The 19163-nt window shown below is 69.2% G+C and carries 17 protein-coding genes; 8 read left to right on the plus strand and 9 right to left on the minus strand.

Annotated features, from left to right (window positions below):
- The first annotated feature begins 27 nt into the window (after positions 1 to 27).
- Positions 28 to 585: a TetR/AcrR family transcriptional regulator gene (locus tag PV646_RS32810; protein WP_500346175.1), complete on the plus strand. Its 558-nt coding sequence runs from the start codon at positions 28 to 30 to the stop codon at positions 583 to 585.
- A gap of 26 nt (positions 586 to 611) precedes the next feature.
- Here PV646_RS32810 and PV646_RS32815 read toward each other — a convergent pair whose 3' ends face one another.
- Together PV646_RS32815 and PV646_RS32820 are read right to left on the minus strand one after the other, a co-directional pair.
- Positions 612 to 3224, minus strand: a complete 2613-nt coding sequence (locus tag PV646_RS32815) for a glycoside hydrolase family 3 protein (protein ID WP_500346176.1) — start codon at positions 3222 to 3224, stop codon at positions 612 to 614.
- Positions 3225 to 3510: 286 nt separating this feature from the next.
- Positions 3511 to 5157, minus strand: coding sequence for a glutamate--tRNA ligase (locus tag PV646_RS32820; protein WP_500346177.1), 1647 nt, complete (start codon positions 5155 to 5157; stop codon positions 3511 to 3513).
- A gap of 265 nt (positions 5158 to 5422) precedes the next feature.
- On the opposite strand from PV646_RS32820, the gene PV646_RS32825 reads away from it, so the two are divergent.
- Entirely contained in the window at positions 5423 to 6043 is a 621-nt protein-coding gene (locus PV646_RS32825; RefSeq protein ID WP_500346178.1) for an L-threonylcarbamoyladenylate synthase, read from the plus strand.
- Positions 6044 to 6046: 3 nt separating this feature from the next.
- Here PV646_RS32825 and PV646_RS32830 read toward each other — a convergent pair whose 3' ends face one another.
- Together PV646_RS32830 and PV646_RS32835 are read right to left on the minus strand one after the other, a co-directional pair.
- A complete protein-coding gene (locus tag PV646_RS32830) occupies positions 6047 to 6514 on the minus strand; it encodes an RICIN domain-containing protein (protein ID WP_500346179.1) in 468 nt (155 codons plus the stop codon).
- Between the two features lie 144 nt (positions 6515 to 6658).
- The gene (locus PV646_RS32835; protein WP_500346180.1) at positions 6659 to 8482 is read right to left on the minus strand and encodes a S8 family serine peptidase; all 1824 of its coding nucleotides are present in this window, start codon (positions 8480 to 8482) and stop codon (positions 6659 to 6661) included.
- Between the two features lie 242 nt (positions 8483 to 8724).
- Between PV646_RS32835 and PV646_RS32840 the strand changes: the two genes are divergently transcribed.
- Positions 8725 to 9678: a hypothetical protein gene (locus tag PV646_RS32840; RefSeq protein ID WP_500346181.1), complete on the plus strand. Its 954-nt coding sequence runs from the start codon at positions 8725 to 8727 to the stop codon at positions 9676 to 9678.
- Between the two features lie 330 nt (positions 9679 to 10008).
- Here PV646_RS32840 and PV646_RS32845 read toward each other — a convergent pair whose 3' ends face one another.
- Positions 10009 to 10587 (minus strand): NUDIX domain-containing protein, encoded by a 579-nt coding sequence (locus tag PV646_RS32845; RefSeq protein ID WP_500346182.1) that lies wholly within the window; start codon positions 10585 to 10587, stop codon positions 10009 to 10011.
- A 7-nt stretch (positions 10588 to 10594) separates the two neighbouring features.
- Between PV646_RS32845 and PV646_RS32850 the strand changes: the two genes are divergently transcribed.
- Positions 10595 to 11809: a helix-turn-helix domain-containing protein gene (locus PV646_RS32850; protein ID WP_500346183.1), complete on the plus strand. Its 1215-nt coding sequence runs from the start codon at positions 10595 to 10597 to the stop codon at positions 11807 to 11809.
- Positions 11810 to 11813: 4 nt separating this feature from the next.
- On the opposite strand, the gene PV646_RS32855 is transcribed toward PV646_RS32850, so the two are convergent.
- Together PV646_RS32855 and PV646_RS32860 are read right to left on the minus strand one after the other, a co-directional pair.
- Complete coding sequence (locus PV646_RS32855; RefSeq protein WP_500346184.1) at positions 11814 to 12710, minus strand: ParB/RepB/Spo0J family partition protein; 897 nt, start codon at positions 12708 to 12710, stop codon at positions 11814 to 11816.
- Positions 12711 to 12789: 79 nt separating this feature from the next.
- Positions 12790 to 13182, minus strand: a complete 393-nt coding sequence (locus PV646_RS32860) for a CoA-binding protein (RefSeq protein WP_500346185.1) — start codon at positions 13180 to 13182, stop codon at positions 12790 to 12792.
- A 117-nt stretch (positions 13183 to 13299) separates the two neighbouring features.
- Between PV646_RS32860 and PV646_RS32865 the strand changes: the two genes are divergently transcribed.
- Entirely contained in the window at positions 13300 to 13722 is a 423-nt protein-coding gene (locus PV646_RS32865) for a YciI family protein (protein ID WP_500346186.1), read from the plus strand.
- A gap of 32 nt (positions 13723 to 13754) precedes the next feature.
- On the opposite strand, the gene PV646_RS32870 is transcribed toward PV646_RS32865, so the two are convergent.
- Positions 13755 to 14477, minus strand: coding sequence for a LysR family transcriptional regulator substrate-binding protein (locus PV646_RS32870; RefSeq protein WP_500346187.1), 723 nt, complete (start codon positions 14475 to 14477; stop codon positions 13755 to 13757).
- A 39-nt stretch (positions 14478 to 14516) separates the two neighbouring features.
- Between PV646_RS32870 and PV646_RS32875 the strand changes: the two genes are divergently transcribed.
- The 3 genes from PV646_RS32875 to PV646_RS32885 all read left to right on the plus strand — a co-directional run bounded on the left by PV646_RS32875 (position 14517) and on the right by PV646_RS32885 (position 16941).
- Positions 14517 to 14900, plus strand: a complete 384-nt coding sequence (locus PV646_RS32875; protein WP_500346188.1) for a DUF5997 family protein — start codon at positions 14517 to 14519, stop codon at positions 14898 to 14900.
- A 156-nt stretch (positions 14901 to 15056) separates the two neighbouring features.
- The gene (gene ligD, locus PV646_RS32880) at positions 15057 to 16001 is read left to right on the plus strand and encodes a non-homologous end-joining DNA ligase (protein WP_500346189.1); all 945 of its coding nucleotides are present in this window, start codon (positions 15057 to 15059) and stop codon (positions 15999 to 16001) included.
- The gene (locus PV646_RS32885; RefSeq protein ID WP_500346190.1) at positions 15991 to 16941 is read left to right on the plus strand and encodes a DNA polymerase domain-containing protein; all 951 of its coding nucleotides are present in this window, start codon (positions 15991 to 15993) and stop codon (positions 16939 to 16941) included. The genes ligD and PV646_RS32885 overlap by 11 nt, the downstream gene beginning before the upstream one ends.
- On the opposite strand, the gene PV646_RS32890 is transcribed toward PV646_RS32885, so the two are convergent.
- A complete protein-coding gene (locus PV646_RS32890; protein ID WP_500346191.1) occupies positions 16920 to 19145 on the minus strand; it encodes a caspase family protein in 2226 nt (741 codons plus the stop codon). The genes PV646_RS32885 and PV646_RS32890 overlap by 22 nt on opposite strands.
- Positions 19146 to 19163: the final 18 nt, after the last annotated feature.

Consider the following 19163-nt stretch of genomic DNA (forward strand, 5'->3'; position numbering starts at 1 on the left):
CGTTCTCCAGCACAAGGGGCTACTGAAGTGACGACGGACACAGAGGCTCGCGAGAGGGTCCTAGAGGCCGCTGACCGGCTGTTTTACGCCAAGAGCGCGCACGCGGTCGGCATGGACGAGCTGCGCACGGAGGCCGGTGTCTCGCTGAAGAAGCTCTACCAGCTCTTCGACGGCAAGGACGCGCTCGTCGAGGAGGTGCTGCGCAGGCGGGAGGAGGCCATCACCGCCGAGACCATGAAGTACGTGCTGCGCGCGTCGTCGCCGGAGGAGCAGGTCCTGGCGGTCTTCGACTGGATGGCGGACTCGTCGGGGACGACCGACTTCCGCGGTTGCGCCTTCATCAACTCCTACGCGGAGCTGGGGCCGTCCTCGGAGCGCGTGACGACGGTGGTGCGCCACCAGAAGTCCGGCGTGCGGGGCGCGATCGCGGCGATGGTCGCGGCGACCGGGCGGCCGGAGTGGGTGGCGGACTCGATCTTCCTGCTGTTCGAGGGGGCGATGACGAACACCGCGATCACGGTGTCGTCCGAACCCGCCCGCCAGGCACAGGTGGCGGCGCGCTTCCTGCTGGAGAAGACAGCCTGAAGCGCGCCGCGTTTACCTGTTGGTGCTTACGTGCAGGGCAATGCGTCCGGATCGGCGCCCGCCTTGGGCACCCACCGGATGTTCGCGAACGAGGCCTGGAACGCGCCGTCGGTGTAGACGAGGAACGGCGTGTTGACGGTCTCCAGGTCCAGTCCCTTGTTGGAGAAGCAGGAGACCGGGATCTTGACGGTCGACTTCTGTCCGACGGGGAGGTCCCGGAACGCCTGCGTGGCATCGATCTCGGCCATGCACGGGTACTGGCAGTGCGAGCTGATGACCGTGCGGTTGGCCGGGGCCTGGTGCACGATCACGTCGAACACGATGGCCGCGTTGGCGTTGCCGTAGCCGCGCAGGTCGCTGACCGCGGGGCTCTGCAGGTACACCTGGCCGGGGCCGGTACCGGTCCACGTCGTCTTGAGCGCGTCCTGCTGGACGTTGACGTCGGACTGCACGACGTTGATCTCGGCGTGCGAGGCCTGGCCGTCGGGCCCGACCACGGTGCCGCCCCAGTTCTCCGCCGAACCGATCATCGACTGGTACGGCGCGATGTCGGTGCGGTTGAAGATCTCGAGGTCCTCGGTCGCGGTACCACCGCCACCACCGGAGCACAGGACGCCGGGGCTGGTCTCGTCGAGCTTGCCGACGCGGCCGGTCTCCCAGTCGCGCAGGCCGTAGCCGAGCTTGAACAGCGGCTTCTTGGCGGGCTCGCCGGCCAGTGCCGGGCAGGCCTCGCCGGGCCACGAGTAGGACAGCTTGCCGCTGAAACCGTTGTGGCGGCCCTTGATCAGCAGGTCGGCGATGCCGCCGCCCTCGGAGCCCGGCAGCCAGGCGGCCACGAACGCGTCGGAGCGGTTGATCTCCTTGTTCATGTACAGCGCGCGGCCACCGACGTAGACGGTGATGACCGGCTTGCCCTTGCCCGAGACCTTGTCCAGCACGGCCAGGTCCTGCGGCTGCAGGCGGGCGGACTCGAACGACCGCTTGCCCAGGTCGCCCACGCCCTCCGCGTACGGGGTCTCACCGATCACGGCGATGACGGCGTCGAACTGGGACGCGTCCACACCGTCGGCGGTCTCGGCGAACGTGACGTTCGCGGCGCCCAGGGTGTCCTGGATGCCCTTGAGGATGCTGGTGGCGTTGGGGAAGTCGGCGTTGGTGTTGCCGGTGCCCTGCCAGGACAACGTCCAGCCACCGGTCTGGTTGCCGATGTTGTCGGCGCTCTTGCCGACGACGAGCACCTTGCTGCGCTTGGAAAGCGGCAGCACGCGCTTGTCGTTCTTCAGCAGCACAGCGGACTCGCGCACGGCTTCGCGGGCCAGTTCCTTGTGCTGCAACGCCTTCGCTTCACCAGCGTGCTCACGCAGTGACGGCTTCTTCGCCTCGAACACACCGGCGCGCAGCTTGACGCGCAGGATGCGGGTCACCGCGTCGTCGATGCGGGCCATCGGGATCTCACCGGCGTTGACCTGGGCGATCGTGTTGGTGATGAGCGCCTTCCAGTCGTTCGGCACCATGAGGATGTCCAGGCCGGCGTTGATCGCCGCCGCACAGCTGCCGTTCGTGCAGCCGGTGACCTGGCCGTGGCCGTTCCAGTCGCCGACGAGAAGGCCGTCGAAGCCCATCTTCTCCTTGAGGATGCCGGTCTGCACGTACTTGGAGCCGTGCACCTTGCCCTCGTTGATGACGTCGTTCGTCCAGCTGTTGAACGAGATCATCACCGTCTGGGCACCCGCGGCGAGAGCGCCGTAGTAACCCTGACCGTGGATGTTGATCATGTCCTTCTCGGACGAGGCGTTGACGCCCTGGTCCTTGCCGCCGGTCGTGCCGCCGTCACCGAGGAAGTGCTTCGCCGTGGCGATGACGCCGTCCTCGCCGATGCGCTTCTTCGCGTTGTCCTGCAAGCCCTTGACGGCCTCGTAGCCGTAGGCGCGCGTGATGCGCGGGTCCTCGGAGAAGCCCTCGTACGTGCGACCCCACCGGTCGTCCTGCACGACGGCGAGGGTGGGCGCGAAGGCCCAGTCCTGGCCCGTGGCACGGATCTGCTCGGCCGTGGCCTCGTTGATGTCGCGGATGAGGCACGGGTCCTGCGTCGCACCGAGACCGATGTTGTGCGGGAAGACCGTGGCGCCGTAGACGTTGTTGTTGCCGTGCACGGCGTCGATGCCCCAGATGGCGGGGATCTTCGTGCGCGACTGCTTCGAGGCCTCGAAGTACGCGTCGGCGAGCGCCAGCCACTCCTGCGGCGTCGCGTTCTTCTTGGCGCCGGGCCAGCTGCCGCCACCGTTGAGGACGGAGCCGAACCCGTAGGTCGTGACGTCCGCGGGCGTGATCGCGCCGATCTCGGGCTGCGTCATCTGGCCGACCTTCTCGGCCAGCGTCATGTCCTTGAGGATCGCCTTGATGCGGGCCTCGTCCTTGCGGTCGCCGTCGAGCTGGCTGTCGACCTTCGGCCAGTCCTTGAGCGTGGGCAAGGACTTCTCGATGCGAGCACAGCCGTGCTCCGTCTTGGGCGCCCCGATGACCGTCTGCTTAGGCGGCTTCGGCGGCCAGTGCTGCGCGTCCTGCGCCACGGCCGCCGAGGTCGTGCCGGCGGCGAGCGTCAGCCCCAGCACTGCGGCGAGAGTGCTTCTCCAATGCATGCCGCCGATCCTCAACGGCGTGTTACGTCCGCGTCAATGGGAACGCTCTCACGACTTTTTTCCGGGAAACTTCCAGGACGAAGTTCCCATACCGGGCCTGTTGGTTCGTGTGGGATTTTGAGCTGGTTCGTCAGAGTTCGACCAGGGTGAAGGCCAGCAGCGATTCGTCAAGCCGATGGGACTCCCGCACCCTGCCGCGGTACGCAAGCGGGCTGGGCCGACCTCGTCCGAACAACGCGAAGGCCCCCGGTTCCAATGAGAACCGAGGGCCGTCCACACACGTGCGTCAGCCGGCGAGCGCGCGCACCCGGCGCAGCACCTCGTCGGCACCCAGGGTCCGGGCCACGGCGTGCAGGTCCGGGCTCGCCTTGGAACCGGTGAGCGCCACGCGGATCAGCTGCGCGGCCTCACGGATGGAGCCGGGGTACGCGTCCGGGTTCTTCTTGAGCTCCTTGGGGTTCGGCGCGAACCCGTGCTTCGCGGCGAGCTCGCGGATCTGACCGAACCACTCCTGGCCGTCCTCCAGGTCCGCGTAGCCGTCGGCGAAGTCCGCGGCGAACGCGGAGATCAGCTCGGGCGACAGGCCGCCGAGGCGCTCGTCGGTGCGGTCGGAGACGAGCGGGAAGAGCGACGCGAAGAAGAAGCCGTAGGCGGTGCGGAAGTCCGACCACTTGCGGAGGTCCTTGCGCGGGTTCGCGACCTCCGGGCCGCGCTCGACCTGCAGCGCCGCGAGGGCCGCGTCACGCTCGGAAGCCAGCACCGTGACCAGCTCGGGGTCGAAGGTGGCAGCCCACTCCGACACCCGCGAGATGATCTCCTCGCCGGACAGCGTGGCCACGTAGTCGGCGCAGATGTCGTCGAGCTTCACCAGGTCGACGAGCGGGCCCGCCACGCCGCACTCGGCCAGCGAGATCGGCGACGCCAACGCCTCGTCGAGCGGCAGCTCCGCCAGGCGGGCGTTCACGAGGCCGCGCAGGTAGTACTGGACGGCCTGGGCCGGGAAGCCCGCCTCGATGAAGAACTCGACGGACGCCTCGGGGTCCTTGCGCTTCGAGAGCTTGCGCCGGGAGCCGCCCTGCTGCTTCATCAGCGGCGCGATGTGGGCGTACTCGACGCGCTCGAAGCCCAGTGCGTCGAACAGCTGCAGGTGCGTCGGCACCGAGGAGATCCACTCCTCGCCGCGGATCACCAGGTTCACGCGCATCAGGTGGTCGTCGACGGCGTGCGCGAAGTGGTACGTGGGCAGGCGCGGCGACTGGTCGGACGCCTTGAGGATCACCACGTCGTTGCGGTTCGCGTCGTGCTCGAGCTCGCCGCGGATGGCGTCGACGAACTTGGTCCGCTCCCCTGCCTTGCCCGGCGAACGGAAGCGCACGACGTACGGGCGGCCCGCCTCCAGCGCCTCGGCGACGTCCTCGGCGGTCTTGTCGCGCCAGATCGCCCACCGGCCGTAGTAGCCGGTCGGCAGCTTGGTGGCCTGCTGGCGCGCGGTGATGTCCGCGAGCTCGTCCTTCGTCGCGAAGCACAGGTAGGCCGCACCGGAGCGCACCAGCTCGCGCACGTACGTCAGGTAGATCTGCTCGCGCTTCGACTGGTGGTACGGGCCGTAGGCGCCCACCTCGTCGGCCTCGTCCGGCTGGATGCCGAAGTACTCGAACGCCTGGTTGAACTGCGCGACGGCGCCGGCGACCTCACGCGCCTGGTCGGTGTCCTCGACGCGCACGATGTACGAGCCACCGGAGTGGGTCGCGATGTCGCGGTCGATGGAGCCGACGTACAGGCCACCGATGTGCAGGAACCCGGTCGGCGAGGGACCCAGGCGGGTGACCTTCGCGCCTTCGCCCAGCCCGCGAGGCGGGTACTGCTCCTCCCAGAAGGACGGCTCAGGCAGGTCCGAGGGGAACAGGGCGTCGACGACGGCACGGTCGAGCATCGCTAAGGGTCTCCAAACCAGGGAAAGAAGTACGCCCAGGTTATCAACGTGCGCGAGCCGAAATGCTGGCCCCTCGGTGATCGGCCCAGAGCCTGTCTCCTGGGTCTCGTCCCCGAGAGCCGCGCCTGAGGTGGTTCCTGGCGGTGCGGGCGGCAGACCCACGTACCGGTGTTGTACGTGGGTCTGCCGCCCGTGCCCCCAGGGGCCGCCTCAGGCCTGGGTCTCGCGGGCGAGACCCAGGAGACAGGCTCTAGGCTGCACGGCCATGGCCAAGTACCTCGACGTCCACCCGGTCAACCCGCAGAAGCGCGCCATCGACCAGGCGGTGCGGATCCTGCAGGAGGACGGCCTGATCGCGTACCCGACCGACTCCTGTTACGCGCTCGGCTGCAGGCTGGGCAACAAGGACGGCATCGACCGCATCCGGGAGATCCGCAAGCTCGACGACAAGCACCACTTCACGCTGATGTGCGAGAACTTCGCGCAGCTCGGCCAGTTCGTGGTGGTGGACAACGCGGTGTTCCGCTCGATCAAGGCGTCCACGCCGGGCAACTACACGTTCATCCTGCCCGCGACGAAGGAGGTGCCGCGCCGCATGATGCACCCGAAGAAGAAGACGGTGGGCGCGCGCATCCCCGACCACGTCGTGACGCAGGCGCTGCTGGAGGCGATGGGCGAACCGCTGCTCACGTCCACGCTGCTGCTGCCCGACGAGGCCGAGCCGCTGGTGCAGGGCTGGGAGATCAAGGAACGCCTCGACCACGTGGTGGACGCGGTGATCGACTCCGGGGAGTGCGGCACCACGCCCACCACGGTGGTGGACTTCTCGAGCGGTGAGGCCGAGATCATCCGCTACGGCGCGGGCGACGCCGAACGGTTCGAGTAGCGGCTAGCGGCGGAACCACGCCTGGTAGTTGGTGCCGTCGCACGGCTCCAGCCGGACGTTGGTCGTGCCGAGCCGTTCGAGGCACCGGCCGGAGCTGAGGTGGCGGATGGTGAGGCGCGAGGCCGAGCCACTCACGACCCAGACCTGCGACGGGGAGCCGTTGCAGGCAGCGAGGCTCACGGAGTAACCGGCCTGCGCGGCGCACTTGTTGCTCTGGTTGCTGACAAGCTGGGTCTGGCGGCCGAACGAGCCCACCCACCTGAAGTTCTGGAACGCGCCGTCGTTGCATCCGGTGTGGTAGACGTCGCCGTACGGGTGCCCCACGTAGCCGTCCAGGCAGGACGAGGTGCCGGTGCCCTGGAACTTCCAGGTCACGGCGGCTGAAGCCGGCTGGGCGGCGGCGACGGACAGGCCCACAGCCGCCATGACGGCGAGTGCGGCGGGCACGACCCGGCTGATCAGATTCTTCACGTGCGTTCCCCTCTTCTCGCGCCGAAAGGTCCGGCGCGGTCGAGGGAACGATGGACCAACGGCCGTGCGGATTCCTTGCAGGACTTCTGGAATCCCCAGGTCAGGACGGGTGACGGCGCGAACCGCCACCCGTCCGCACAAGCCCTAGGACACGACCAGCGCGTAGTCCGCGTCGGTCGCGGCGGTCTCGACGTGACCGTCCACGTTGACCGAGGTCGCGATCACCTCGACCGTCCAGTTGCCCGCGGCGGGCGTCTGGACGAGGACGTTCTCCACGGTGTCGACGGTGTTCGCGACCCCGCCGGACGTGGACCAGTTGCCGGCCAGCAGGCCGTTGTTGCCCCAGTAGACGGTGCCGTTGGGGGCGGTGACCTTGAGCGTCAGGTCGTTGACGGTCGCCTTGGCCGCGGTCGGCGAACCGGCCGGGTCGGTGTAGGCGAGCGTGGCGCGCAGCGGCGTCTGCCCGTTGGACGCCACGGTGTACTTGCGCGACTGGCCGGTCGCCAGCAGGTCGGTCTCGTTCACGAGCACCGGCAGCTTCCAGCCGCCCGCCTTCGCGCGGTCGTAGAGGTTGCGCACGGACGCGGTGCCCCAGCCCTGGTGCGTGCGGGTCTGGTCGTGCGTGGTGCCGGAGAACGCGTGCTGGTCGGCCGTGTTGATCAGCAGCGCCTTCGCGGTCGCCGCGTGCGGGCGGGAGGCGAACACGTCGCGCTTCTTGCCGGGCGCTCCGTCGAACACGCCGTCGGACCACATCTGGAACAGCAGACCGGCGTTGCCGCAGGTGATCGGCGTGGCGCCGGACGTGCCGCCGAACGACGCCGTGTACGCGGTGTCGCTGGTGGACGTCGTGGTGTCGATGCGGTCGTAGAAGTTCGAGATCTCCGGCTTGATGCGGCCGTCGGCGGCGGGGCCGATCGACGCTCCACCGTTCCACTTGTCGTCGGTGCGCGAGGCGGTGTTGTAGTGGTAGTGCCCGCCGACCGACAGCACGTTCTTCGCCCACGCCTGCGGGCGCGAGCTTCTGGTGCCCGCGTTGCTCTGCGACTGGCAGATCAGCAGGTCGTGGTCGAACACGATCCGGTCCATCTGCTGCGAGATCGAGTTGTACGCCGTGGTGAGCGAGTCACCCCAGCTGTTCGACTGGAACACCGCGCGGTACTGGCCCGCCGGGTCGACGAGCCGCTTGGTGTGGGCGTAGCGGTCGCCGCTGTTGTAGACGGCTGTGATGCCCTGGCCCTCCGGCAGCAGGCCGCGGTGCGCGGACGAGACGCCGGACGCGAAGATCTGCCCGTACGTCGCGGTGCCGTGCGAGGTGTTCGTCGAGTTCGCGGTGTGCTGCACCGGCGGCCGGGCGCGGAACTCCTGGTGCGTGATGCGGAACCCGCCGTCCATCACCTCGCCGCGCACGCCCTGGCCCTTGTAGCCGCCGACGCTCTCGATGTGGTTGGCACCGGACGACTCGCGCGAGATCGCCATGTCGGTCTCCGGCGCGGACACCGGGTCGATCGCGATCACGGCGGGCAGCTTCGCGAGCTGTGCGGCCTGGCCCGCGTCCAGGGTGGCCATGATGTGCTCACGGCTCTCGGAGATGACGTTCACCTTGCCGCCCAAGGACTTCACCTTGGCCGCGACGGTCTTCTGGTCGCGCGCGTCCTGTTCGACCAGCGTGATCAGGTAGTCGGACGAGCCGCCCAGCGCCATGATCCGCGGCTGGGCCTCGAACGGCTTCACCTCACGCACGTAGCTCAGCCGCGAGACACGCGCGGCGTTCGTCATGCGGGCGAGGTAGGTGCCGTCCTGGACGAACGTGCCGAGACGCACGCCGAGACCTTCGAGCTGGTGGCGCTGGCCGTCGGACAGGGTGGTGCGGAACTGCAGCAGGTAGGCGCCCTCGGCCGGGGCAGCGACGGCAGGAACGCCGCTGATCAGCGAGAACGCCGCGGCGACGCTCACTATTGTGCGCAGCACGAATACAACCTCCATCGGCAGGGGTGGCGGCGACCGGAGGGAGTCACCGCCCGTGACCAGCACGTTACTCGGTAACACCAGGTCAGGACATCAGTCGTTCGGCGGTGATCATCTAGCGGGACGGTGTAGAAGAATCCGTTCGCCCGCCGATATTCACGTTCACCCGGATGGTGCATCCGGAGTAACGTCCGATCAGGTAAGCCCGACATGCCCGGCAAAGCATTTCCGCGCGCGGAGGACGGATGTCTGTCTCACCTGAGCAGCTGATGGAAGAACTGCGCACGTTGTGCCGAGGGCGCGGTGTGCAGACTCCCGGTATCGACTTGCACGTCGGACCGGCGTTGCGCCAGGTGTGCGGCATCGTCGAGACGGACGGCGCGGAAGCCGTGCGAACGAAACTGCGCGACTGGGTCGCGAACGCGGCGCGCGCTTTCCCGGTCGAGGTCCGCAACGCCGTTCTGGCGCCGCTCGGACTGCACGACGACGCGCAGTTCCGGTTCCTCAACGAACGCATCGAGTGGCTCGCGAAGCAACAGGACCGCGGGGCGCGCACGGTGCGCAGGAGGATGGATGCCGGACTGCAGCGCCTGGTGGAGGTGGCGCTGCAGCCGGCCCCTTCGACGACGCACGTGACGCCGTCGGAACTGTGGCACGTCAAGGAGTTCGACGCGCTGCTGAAGCTGGACGGTCCGACGCCCGCGTGCACGGAACGCCGGACCGTGGTGGCCGACACCGACGGTGTCAACGAGATCGCGTGGTCGATCACGATCCCCGCCCCCACGCCCGACGGCGCTCCAGGCGACCTGGACGTGGAGGTGTTGCACGGGGTCGAGCTCATCGGCCACGAACGTCCGTCCCCGCGCCGCATCTTGATGAAGCTGCGGTTGCCCCGACCCCTCAACGCAGGGCAAACGCACCAGTTCGCGCTGGAAGTTCGCGTGCCGCGCGGACAGTCGATGCGTCCGACCTACGTGTTCTGGCCGGAGCGGATGTGCGAGTCGTTCCGGTTGCGGGTGCGATTCGACCGGGACGACCTACCGGTATCGGTGTGGCGCGTCGAGGAAGCCCTCGCGCGCGACACCGATGACCTGACGCCTTGGCCGCAGACGCTGCCGCTGGACGAGATCGGGGAGATCGACGTGCAGTTCCCCCACCCTCGTCAGGGCCGCGGCTACGGCGTGCAGTGGACGCCGTAGAAGTACCGGAGACGTTCAGATCGTCTAGATGCAGAAGTGCGGTTCCACGGCTGACACCTCCCTTTGATGGCCAGGGAGAACCGCAGTCCGAATTTCGAGTCAGATCACCGTTGCGATAAACACGCTGCCTGCCATGAATCCCACGAAAAGGCAGATCGCGGCAACCTTCACAACAGTGGCGAGTGAGCAGATCATTCTCATCGAGAAATTCACCTTCTCATCTGACTGGCTTTCGGGCTGTTGTTCTCGCCGATGCACCAAGAGTGGCTTTTCGCCAGTCGGATGAGAACGGGTTTCCTGTTTCCTACAGAATCAGGAAACCCGGAACCGTCATTTCTGCGTACGACGCAGTGCCATCACGAGCAATGCGTGGGAACTGCCGGCGTGCGGGAGCATGCCCTGTCTGACGAGGTCCAGCGCACGGCAGAACGGCATCGTCCGAACGCACAGGTCGGCTTCCGCCGGTTCGAGGGACGGCTCGCCCTGGGTGAGGCCGGTGGCGAGGAAGATGTGGTCGACGTGGTTGCTCAGGCTGTCCGCGCCGTGGATCTGCCCCAGCCGCTCCCAGCGCTGGGCCCGCAGCCCGGTCTCCTCCTCGAGTTCCCGGCGCGCGGCGGCGACCGGATCGGCGTCTCCGGCGTCGACCGCGCCGCCGGGTAGTCGCCATTCCGTGCCGCCGTGGGTGTAGATCCACTGCCGGGTCAGGACGACGTGGTCGTCGTCCTGGATGGCCAGCACCGTGACCGAGGCGGGCGCCACGACGTGCGTGTAGGTGCCGTGTCCGCCGTCCGGCCGGACCACGGAGTCGGCGCGCACCTCGAACCACGGGGAACGGTGCACCACGTTGGTAGCCAGGCGCTGCCAGACCATCACGACACCGGCAGCATCGTCGAAGCGCGTCATCACCATGACTCACATGGAACCATCGACGGCTGCTTCAGTTGGCCCCAGTAGATCGTCAATCTCCGGACAATTAGTGGACAATCCGTGTCCGCGACTTTCAACCCGTCCACACTACCGGGGAGGGGGTGAAACAGTGTCGCCCACGTTCGCACAGCAGGTACGCCGACTGCGCAGGGAGCGCGGGCTCTCCCTAACGAAAATGGCCGAGAGGGTCCGGTACAGCAAGGGATACCTCAGCAAAATCGAGAACGGCCAGGTCCGCCCGACGCCCGAGATGGCGAAGATCTTCGAGGACGCGCTGAGCGCCGGGGGCGTGCTGCTGACGCTCGCCGACACCCCCTCCCGTCCGATCCCCAGCGACAACCGCGTCCTGCGCACGTACGACTCGATGTTCGACCACCACCGGGTGCTCGGCCACCGGTCCGATCCGGAGTCCGTGCTCCTCGCGCTGCGGCCCCAGGTCGACGTCCTGAGCAGGATGGCGCGCTCCGCCGACGATCCGGGGCTGAGCCACGGTCTCTGGCTGCTCGCCGCGAAGTACGCCGAGTACGCCGGGTGGATGGAGCAGGAACGCGGTGACGACGTGGCCGCGGCGGAGATGACGCGGCGAGCGGTCTCGTACGCGGTCAAGGGCGGCGACCAGGAACTGGAGGCCTACGCGCAGGTCCGGGCCGCCGAGTTCGCGCTGTACCGGGGTGATGCCCGCTCGACCGTCCTGTGGGCGCGCCGAGCGAGCAAGTCCCGCTCCAGGGCGGTGCAAGCCGTTGCGGCACAACGGGAAGCGCAGGGCTATGCGCTCGCCGGCGCCACCACGTTGTGCGAGGCCGCCCTGGAACAGGCCAGCGCCCTGCAGGCGGACGTCGGCGACTTCCGCTACGGCAGCACCAGCCTGATCGACCAGGTGGCGATCGCGACCGCCTGGTCGTACCACGAACTGGGGCGCCACACGGAGGCCGCCGCGATCCTCGACACCGAGGTCCCGTTGATCGAGTCGACGGCCCTGCGCGCACGCACCAGGTTCGGCCTGCGCCGGGCGCTCGCCCACGCGGAGGCGGGCAACGTGGACCACGCCTGCGCGCTGATCATCGATCTGCTGGACGACGTCCGCCAGGTGCAGTCGGCGACCGTGAACATCGATCTCAGCGCGTTCGGCAAGCTGCTGTCCCGGATCAGGCCGGTGGCGGGTCGCGAGGTGATCGGCGAGATCAGCAAGATCCTCTTCGCCTGAGACCTCACACCGCGGTCCGCCGGCCTTCCCTCTCCAGGGCCTCGGCCATCTCCACCCAGGCCTCCGCGCACCCGCGGGCCATGTCCGCCACCAGTTCCCGGCAGTGCGAGGGCACCCCGGACACGACGGTGGCCCACTCGCCGGACGACACCGCGTGCGTCTCCAGCCAGCGCAGCACCAGCCGCCCGTGCTCGTTGAACCGCAGCGAGGGATCCCGCCGCAGGATCGGCAGGGTGGCGTCGGGGTCGCGCACCTCGTTGCGGCCCATGGGGAGCGCGGCCTCGGCACGTTCGGCGGCCCGCATCCGTTCCGGCACCGGGTCCATCCCGGCGTTGAGTCGCTGCCGGACGTCCCGGACGGTGCCGGGCGACACGCCGGCCGCCCGCGCGATGTCGCGCAACGAAGCGTCGGGGCGTTCCTCCACCATCCGCCCGGCGAGCCGGCGGCCGGCGGCGGAGTTGACCGGCCGGACCTTCCCGTCCCGCCCGACCCGGATCGGCGCCTGCCCTCCCACGGCGCGCCGCAGCACGCCGACCGACTTGGCGGCGAGGCCGGTGGAGGCGGCGATGGCCCGGTCCGACCACTGCGCGTGCGAGCGCAGCAACCGGCGGGCGGCGGCCTCCCGGTCGGCGGTCGACAGCGTCGCGAGGTTCAGGGTGACCGACAACCCGAACAGGTCCTCGGCGGGTCCGTCGACGTACTCGACCTCGACGGAACGGCAGCCGCGCAGGACCGCGGCCCTGAGGCGGTGGGTGCCGTCGACGACCTTCATCGTCGGGCGGTGCACCACGATCGGTGGCAGTTGGGCGCCGGATGACGCCAGTGAACGGACGTAGTCGTCGTTGCAGCCACGGAGTCGTGGCGAGTCCGCGGACCGCAGCGCGGTGATGTCGACGAGCATGCTGAATGAAGCCCCCCAGGCTGAGTCTCCCCGGAACCCCCAGGTGCCCGGAGACGACCAGAGCAGGTTAGCCAGTTGTTCAACGGGAGCGCCACTCAATCGCGGGGCAAACGTCCATCACCATGCGCAGGCCCGCTTCACGGGTGCGCGCGTGGGCGTCGTCGTCGACCACGCCGAGCTGGAACCACACCGCCTTCGCCCCGATCGCGACGGCCTCGTCGGCGAACTGGCCCGCGTCCTCGGAGCGGCGGAACACGTCCACGACGTCGACGGGGAACGGGATGTCCGCGAGCGTCGCGTAACCCTGCTCGCCGTGCACGGTCTCGGCGGACGGGTGCACCGGCACGATCTTCTTGCCGCGTTGCTGCAGGAAACGGGCCACGCCGTGGGCCGCGCGGGACGGGTTGTCCGAGAGCCCGACGATGGCCCAGACCTGGCAGTTCTCGAGGATCCAGTCGACGTCTTCGCGCATGCCACCCACACTAACCTTGTGACCCCGGTCACAATCGCGGGAAGCCGGTCGAAACGGCGGGGGCCCCGATCGACGGCTGGGTAGAAACGCACAGGACACCAGCCAGAGGAGATCGACATGCGGTTCATGGTCATCGTCAAGGCCACCCCGGAGACCGAGAACGGCGTCATGCCGACGACCGAGGAACTCGCCGACATGGGCAACTTCAACGAGGAGCTCGTGAAGGCCGGCGTGATGCTCGCGGGCGACGGGCTGCACCCGAGCTCGAAGGGCGCGCGCGTCGCGTTCGACAGCAAGGGCGCGACGACCGTCATCGACGGGCCCTTCACCGAGAGCAAGGAGCTGATCGCGGGCTTCTGGATCTGGGAGCTGCCGTCGCTGCAGGACGCCGTGGAGTGGCTGAAGAAGGCGCCGTTCCTCGACGGTGAGGTCGAGATCCGCCAGATCTTCAGCGAGGAGTCGTTCGGCGAGGCCTACACGCCGGAGCTCAAGGCCCAGGAGGACCGGTTGCGCGACCAGATCGCCGCGCAGAACCCGTGACTCCGTCCTGACAGGACCCGTCCTGACAGGACTCAGCGACCGCGGCGGGGTTTCACGCGCTTGGCAGGCTGCTTCTTCTGCTGGGGCGCGGGACCCCGTCGCTGCTGCTGTTGCTTGGCCACCTGTTTGGGCGCCTGCTTCTTCGCCGGTTCCGGCGCGGGGCCGCGGGTGCTGTTGACCGTGCGCCCGCGCACGATGCCGATCATGTGCTCGATCAGCTCGGGGTTCTCGTCGCGGATCGGGAACGACAGCGCGACGCCGGACTGCGGCGCGTCGGTGAGCGGCACGTACTTCAGGTCCTTGCGGTGGTGCAGCCGCGCGAGCGACTGGGGCACCACGAGCATCCCGACACCGGCGGCCACGATCTGGACGGCGTCCGCCGTGGTCTCCGGGCGTTCGACCGGGGCCTGACCGGGCCGGCCGGCCCACTGCAGCGCGTCGTCGAGCGGCTGCCACAGGACGTGGTCCGCCAGGTCCGCGAGGGTCAGTTCGTCGGCCGCGGCGAACTCGTGGTCCTTGGGGAACACGACGACGCTCGTCTCGGTGTAGAGCGGGATCGCGTGCAGGTCCTCCCGGTCGCCGGGCAGCCTGAGCAGCGCGGCGTCGGCCTCACCGGAGCGCACCTTCGCGGCGGCTTCGGCTGCGGGCACCTGCACGAGGGTCAGCTCGGTGTCCGGCAGGCGGTCCTGCCAGACCCGCGCCCACTTGCCCGGCGTCACGCCTGGGACGTACGCGAGCGTGAACGATCCGGTCACGTGCTGAGGCTACCGGACGAGCCCGTTACTCTTTTCCGCATGAAGTCGCAGCAGACCATGAAGCCCGCCACCGCCGCCAAGAAGCTCGGCGTGTACCTCGAGGCGACGCCCGAGGAGTTCCAGGCTGGCGTCGTGTCGCGCGACGAGCTGAACGAACTGCAGGCCAACCCGCCGCAGTGGCTGGCGGACCTGCGCAGCAACGGCCCGCACCCCAAGCAGCTCATCGCGCAGAAGCTCGGCATCTCGACGTCGGCCCTGGTGCGCGCCGGCATCACCGAGGCGCTGACCACCGAGCAGATCACCGCGCTCAAGACCGAGAACCCGGACTGGCTGGTGCGCGAGCGCGCCACCTACAAGGAGTTCAAGGCCGAAGAGGCACGGCTGGCGGAGAAGGCTCGCCTCGAGGGCGAGCAGCAGGACTGACCCGGGATCTCCAGAGCACCGTTGCGGCGCGCTCCGACTCGTCGGGGCGCGCCGTCCCGTTTCCCACGGCAGGTCAGCGCCCCAGCGCGAGCGAGAACAGGTCCACCGCCGCAAACTACGACGATCGGGAGCGGTCGAACGGTTAGGTTGGTGGGCATGGGCAAGTCCCCGGCTGTGGAGCTCGAGGTGGAGGGCCGCGTCGTGCGGATCTCCAACCCCGACCGCGTCTACTTTCCCGCGCGTGGCGAGACGAAGCTGGATCTCGCGAACTACTACCTGTCCGTCGGCGACGGGATCGTCCGGGCCCTGCGGGAACGACCGTGCATGCTGCACCGCTTCCCCGAGGGCGTCACGGGCGAGAAGGTGCACCAGAAAAGGCTTCCGAACGGCGCGCCCCCGTGGGTGCGGACCGTGCGCGTGCACTTCCCGCGATACAACCGACACGCGGACGAACTGTGCGTCACGCACATCGCGGACGTGATCTGGGCGGTGCAGATGTCCACTGTGGAGTTCCACCCGTGGAACTCGCGCGCCGCGGACACGGAGAAGCCCGACGAGTGGCGCATCGACCTCGACCCCGGCCCCACGTGCTCGTTCGACCGGGTGCGGCGGGTGGCCCTGGTGGTGCAGGAGGTGCTGGCCGAACTGGGCGCGACGGGGTTCCCGAAGACGTCCGGGTCGAAGGGCCTGCACATCTACGTGCGGATCAAGCCGGACCACGGGTTCCAGGACGTGCGGAAGGCGGCTCTGGCGTTCGCGCACGAGGTAGAACGCCGCGCGCCCGACGACGTCGAGACGACGTGGTGGCGCAAGGACCGAGATCCGTCGCTGGTTTTCGTGGACTACAACCAGAACACGCGCGATCGCACGATCGCCAGCGCGTACTCGGTGCGCGGGTATCCGGAGGCGACGGTGTCCACGCCGATCCGGTGGGACGAGGTCCCGGACGTCGACCCGCACGAGTTCACCATCGCCACCGTGCCGAAGCGCTACGCCGAACTGGGCGACCTGCACGCCGGGATCGACGACGCGGCCTGGTCGATCGAACCGCTGCTGGAGTGGGCCGCCCGCGACGAACTCGAGGTGCCCGATGAGCAGTAGCCCGCTGAAGTTCTCGTCGCTCGACCAGCCGCTGTTCGGCGACCTGCTCAAGGGTGACCTGGTGGAGTACCTGGACTTCGTGGCGGACAGGTTCGTGCCGGTTCTCGCGGGGCGGCAATTGTCGGTGTGGCGGATCCTGCCCAGGAAGGGATCCAAGGACAGCCAGGACCCGTTCATGCAGAAGAACGTCCCCAAGTACACGCCCTCGTACGTGCGCACGGTCGAGGTCTGGGCGGAGGCGTCGCACCGCAAGATCAAGTACGCGGTCTGCGACGACAAGCAGACGCTGATGTGGTTCGCGAACCAGCGCGCGGTCGAGTACCACGTGCCGCTGTACCTCGGCGACCACTTCGGCGAGGACCACGTGCAGACCCACATGGTGCTGGACATCGATCCGCCGGAGGGCGCCGGTTTCGACGTCGTGGTCGGGTCGGCGATGCTGATCCGCGCGGCCCTGTCCGACGCCGGCCTGGACAGCGTCGTGAAGACCAGCGGCGCCAAGGGCGTGCACATCTTCGTACCGCTGGAGGAACACTCCCCCGACGACGTGGCCGCGGCGACGCGTGCGGTGGCCGTGCGCGCGGAGAAGCTCGACCCGTCGTTGGCGACCACGGCGTACATCAAGGCGGAGCGGGGCGGGAAGGTGTTCCTGGACTCGACGCGTGCCTGGGGAGCCACGGTCGTCGCCGCCTACAGCCCGCGGCTGCGCGAAGGCCTGCCGATCTCGTTCCCCGTGCCGTGGGAGTCGCTGAAGGACGTCACACCGGCCGATTTCACGATCAGGACGAGGTTCGACGGCGATCCGTGGACAGAGCTGATGCCCGCGCCGCAACGGTTGCCGGACGACCTGGTGGCGCAGGGCCACACCATCCCGGTCGCCCGCGTCGTCGCGATGCACGAGGGCAAGCGGCGGAAGGCTCAGCGCGAACGCGAGAAGTAGGCGACGACCGCGGCAGCCAGGGGCAGGCTGACGTGGGCGACCGTGGCGAAGGTCGGTTCGCTGGCGGACACGTACTCGTTGGCGCGGACCAGGAGTCCGGCGGCGACGGCCACGACCGCCGCGAACCGGGCGACGCCGGTGGTGAGCACGACGATCGCCGGGATCACGACCAGGCCGGCGAGGCTCGCGTGGAGGACGTAGAGCGGTGGCTCGGCGGTCAGGGTGATCACCGCGTCCAGCAGGAGGAGGCCGGGAGCGATCGTGCTGATCCACTGCTGCTCGCGCCATGCCAGGTACACCGCGAGGAGTGTCAGCACGCCCCCGACGACCATCAGCAGCACCTCCTCGCCGTCGCCGTTGATCGAGGTCAGGTCGCCGGCGAACGCCACGACGACGTAGACGCCGATCGCTGCCGGCACGCCGCCTGCCGCGGCGAGCCACCAGGGCCGGGTGAACAAGGCCGTGGCGATCGCCGTGGCGGCCAGGGCCATCGGGAGCCACTGGTCGGTGGTGGTGCCGCTGAGCAGGCCCGTCGTGCCGGCCAACAGGCCCAGGGCGGCTCCGGGGACCCACGGGTGGTCGCGGCACGTGAGGGTGAAGAGCGCCGCTGCCAGGGCCCACGGCCAGACGAGGCCGAAGGTGAAGCTGAACGGGTTGAAGTCGCCGTGGACCGTCGCCAGGCCGACGACCAGGAGCGTGAGGGCGAGGCCCGCGGCGAGGCGCGGCAGTGCGGCGGTCAGCTCTGGTGACGGGCCGGTGGCCGGCGGTTCGGGCAAGGTCGCGGGCGCCGACACCAGCGGCTTCGGTTCCGGAGGCTTCGGCTGGGCGCTCTTCGGTTCCGGACGCTTCGGTTCCGGTGGCTTCGGCTTGACCGGCGACGCAGGCTCGGGCGCGGCCTTCTCCCCCACCGCCTCCCGGGCCGCCGAAGCCACCATCCGGCTGTCGTCCTCCGTCAACCGCCGCAACGCGAGCCGAGCCGCCAGCGCCCGCCCCTCGTGCGCGACCGACAACATCCGCCGCAACTCGGGAATCGCCCCGGCCCGCACCCCCGGCAGCGAGTGGTCGATCGTTTCCTGCAGTTCCGACGGCAGCGCGGAAGGCACCGACACCGGACGCGCACGGCGGGCGATGCGCAGGTCGCCGCGGACGTCCAGCATCCACTTGCCGGGTGTCTGGTGCGGGGTCACGCGGCGGACGCGGTCGTAGACGTACTCGTACAGCTCGTCGAGGCCCACGTGGCCGTCCTGGTCGCGGTCGGCGTCGCCGGACTCGAGGCCCTCGACCAGAGCCGAGGTGAAGACCGACGGTTCGGCCTCGGACGTGTCGGCCACGGCGGCGCCCTCGAAGGCGTACTCCATGGCGGACGAGGCGGTGATGACGGCTCGGCCGCTGCCGCCGAACTGTTCCTCCAGGCCCACTGAGCCGCCCGCGCGGGCGACCATGCCCCGGCCGAACGCGCCGGAGTAGCAGCAGTCCAGGAGCAGCACGACTCTGCGGGAGCGGGAGCGGTTCATGCGGCGGGCCACGAAGTCCGCGGACACGGCGGTGCCGGCCAGTCGGGTGAGTTTGGTGCTGGACGTCGCGAAGTGGAGTTCACCGGCCTCGTCCTTCACGCCGTGGCCGGAGAAGTGCAGGACGAGGAGGTCGTCGGGGGTGCGGTCGGCGAAGAAGTCCTCGACGGCCTCGTTCACCTCGGCGGCCGGCGAGTTGATCAGGGTGCGCACGTGGAAGCCGCCGATGCGCGGGTCCGCCAGCACCTCGCCCAGGCGGGCGGCGTCGTGGGCCGGGGCACGGAGCGCGGACAGGCCGGGGTCGGTGAACTCGTGGCTCGCGATGATCAGCGCGTAGCGGTGCAGGTGGCGGCCGAGCCACGCGGACCGCTGAGCCAGTTCGGCCTCGGTCGGGGCGCCGGTGAGTTCCAGGGGCTCGCCGTCCGCCTCCACCGTCACGGAACGCTCGCGGCGCTGGCCCAGCCACGACGAGACGGCGTTGATCACCGCGGCCAGGACGGTGGACGACGAGATCGTGGTCAGCAGGGTGCCGAGTTCGACCGGGTCGAGGGCCTTGGCGCCTGCGGGGGCCTCGCCGGAAGCGGAAGAGACGGCGACGAGCTCTCGCAGTTCGGTCCCGAGGAACCCGGTGAGCTGCTCGATGCGCTCGTCGTCGGCCCCTTCTTCGTGCACGCGCAGTGTGACGTCGGTCATAGCGGCCTCCTACTCCCA

The sequence above is a fragment of the Streptomyces sp. ID05-26A genome (genome assembly GCF_033794685.1).
In the GTDB taxonomy this organism is placed as follows: domain Bacteria; phylum Actinomycetota; class Actinomycetes; order Mycobacteriales; family Pseudonocardiaceae; genus Lentzea.

Coding starts and splice junctions, on each gene's coding strand:
- PV646_RS32860 (WP_500346185.1), bottom strand. CDS start 13,182: ATGCGCGAAGACGTCGACTGGATCCTCGAGAACTGCCAGGTCTGGGCC.
- PV646_RS32815 (WP_500346176.1), bottom strand. CDS start 3,224: ATGCATTGGAGAAGCACTCTCGCCGCAGTGCTGGGGCTGACGCTCGCC.
- PV646_RS32875 (WP_500346188.1), top strand. CDS start 14,517: ATGAAGTCGCAGCAGACCATGAAGCCCGCCACCGCCGCCAAGAAGCTC.
- PV646_RS32825 (WP_500346178.1), top strand. CDS start 5,423: ATGGCCAAGTACCTCGACGTCCACCCGGTCAACCCGCAGAAGCGCGCC.
- ligD (WP_500346189.1), top strand. CDS start 15,057: ATGGGCAAGTCCCCGGCTGTGGAGCTCGAGGTGGAGGGCCGCGTCGTG.
- PV646_RS32820 (WP_500346177.1), bottom strand. CDS start 5,157: ATGCTCGACCGTGCCGTCGTCGACGCCCTGTTCCCCTCGGACCTGCCT.
- PV646_RS32850 (WP_500346183.1), top strand. CDS start 10,595: ATGGAACCATCGACGGCTGCTTCAGTTGGCCCCAGTAGATCGTCAATC.
- PV646_RS32865 (WP_500346186.1), top strand. CDS start 13,300: ATGCGGTTCATGGTCATCGTCAAGGCCACCCCGGAGACCGAGAACGGC.
- PV646_RS32885 (WP_500346190.1), top strand. CDS start 15,991: ATGAGCAGTAGCCCGCTGAAGTTCTCGTCGCTCGACCAGCCGCTGTTC.
- PV646_RS32855 (WP_500346184.1), bottom strand. CDS start 12,710: ATGCTCGTCGACATCACCGCGCTGCGGTCCGCGGACTCGCCACGACTC.
- PV646_RS32845 (WP_500346182.1), bottom strand. CDS start 10,587: ATGGTGATGACGCGCTTCGACGATGCTGCCGGTGTCGTGATGGTCTGG.
- PV646_RS32840 (WP_500346181.1), top strand. CDS start 8,725: ATGTCTGTCTCACCTGAGCAGCTGATGGAAGAACTGCGCACGTTGTGC.
- PV646_RS32890 (WP_500346191.1), bottom strand. CDS start 19,145: ATGACCGACGTCACACTGCGCGTGCACGAAGAAGGGGCCGACGACGAG.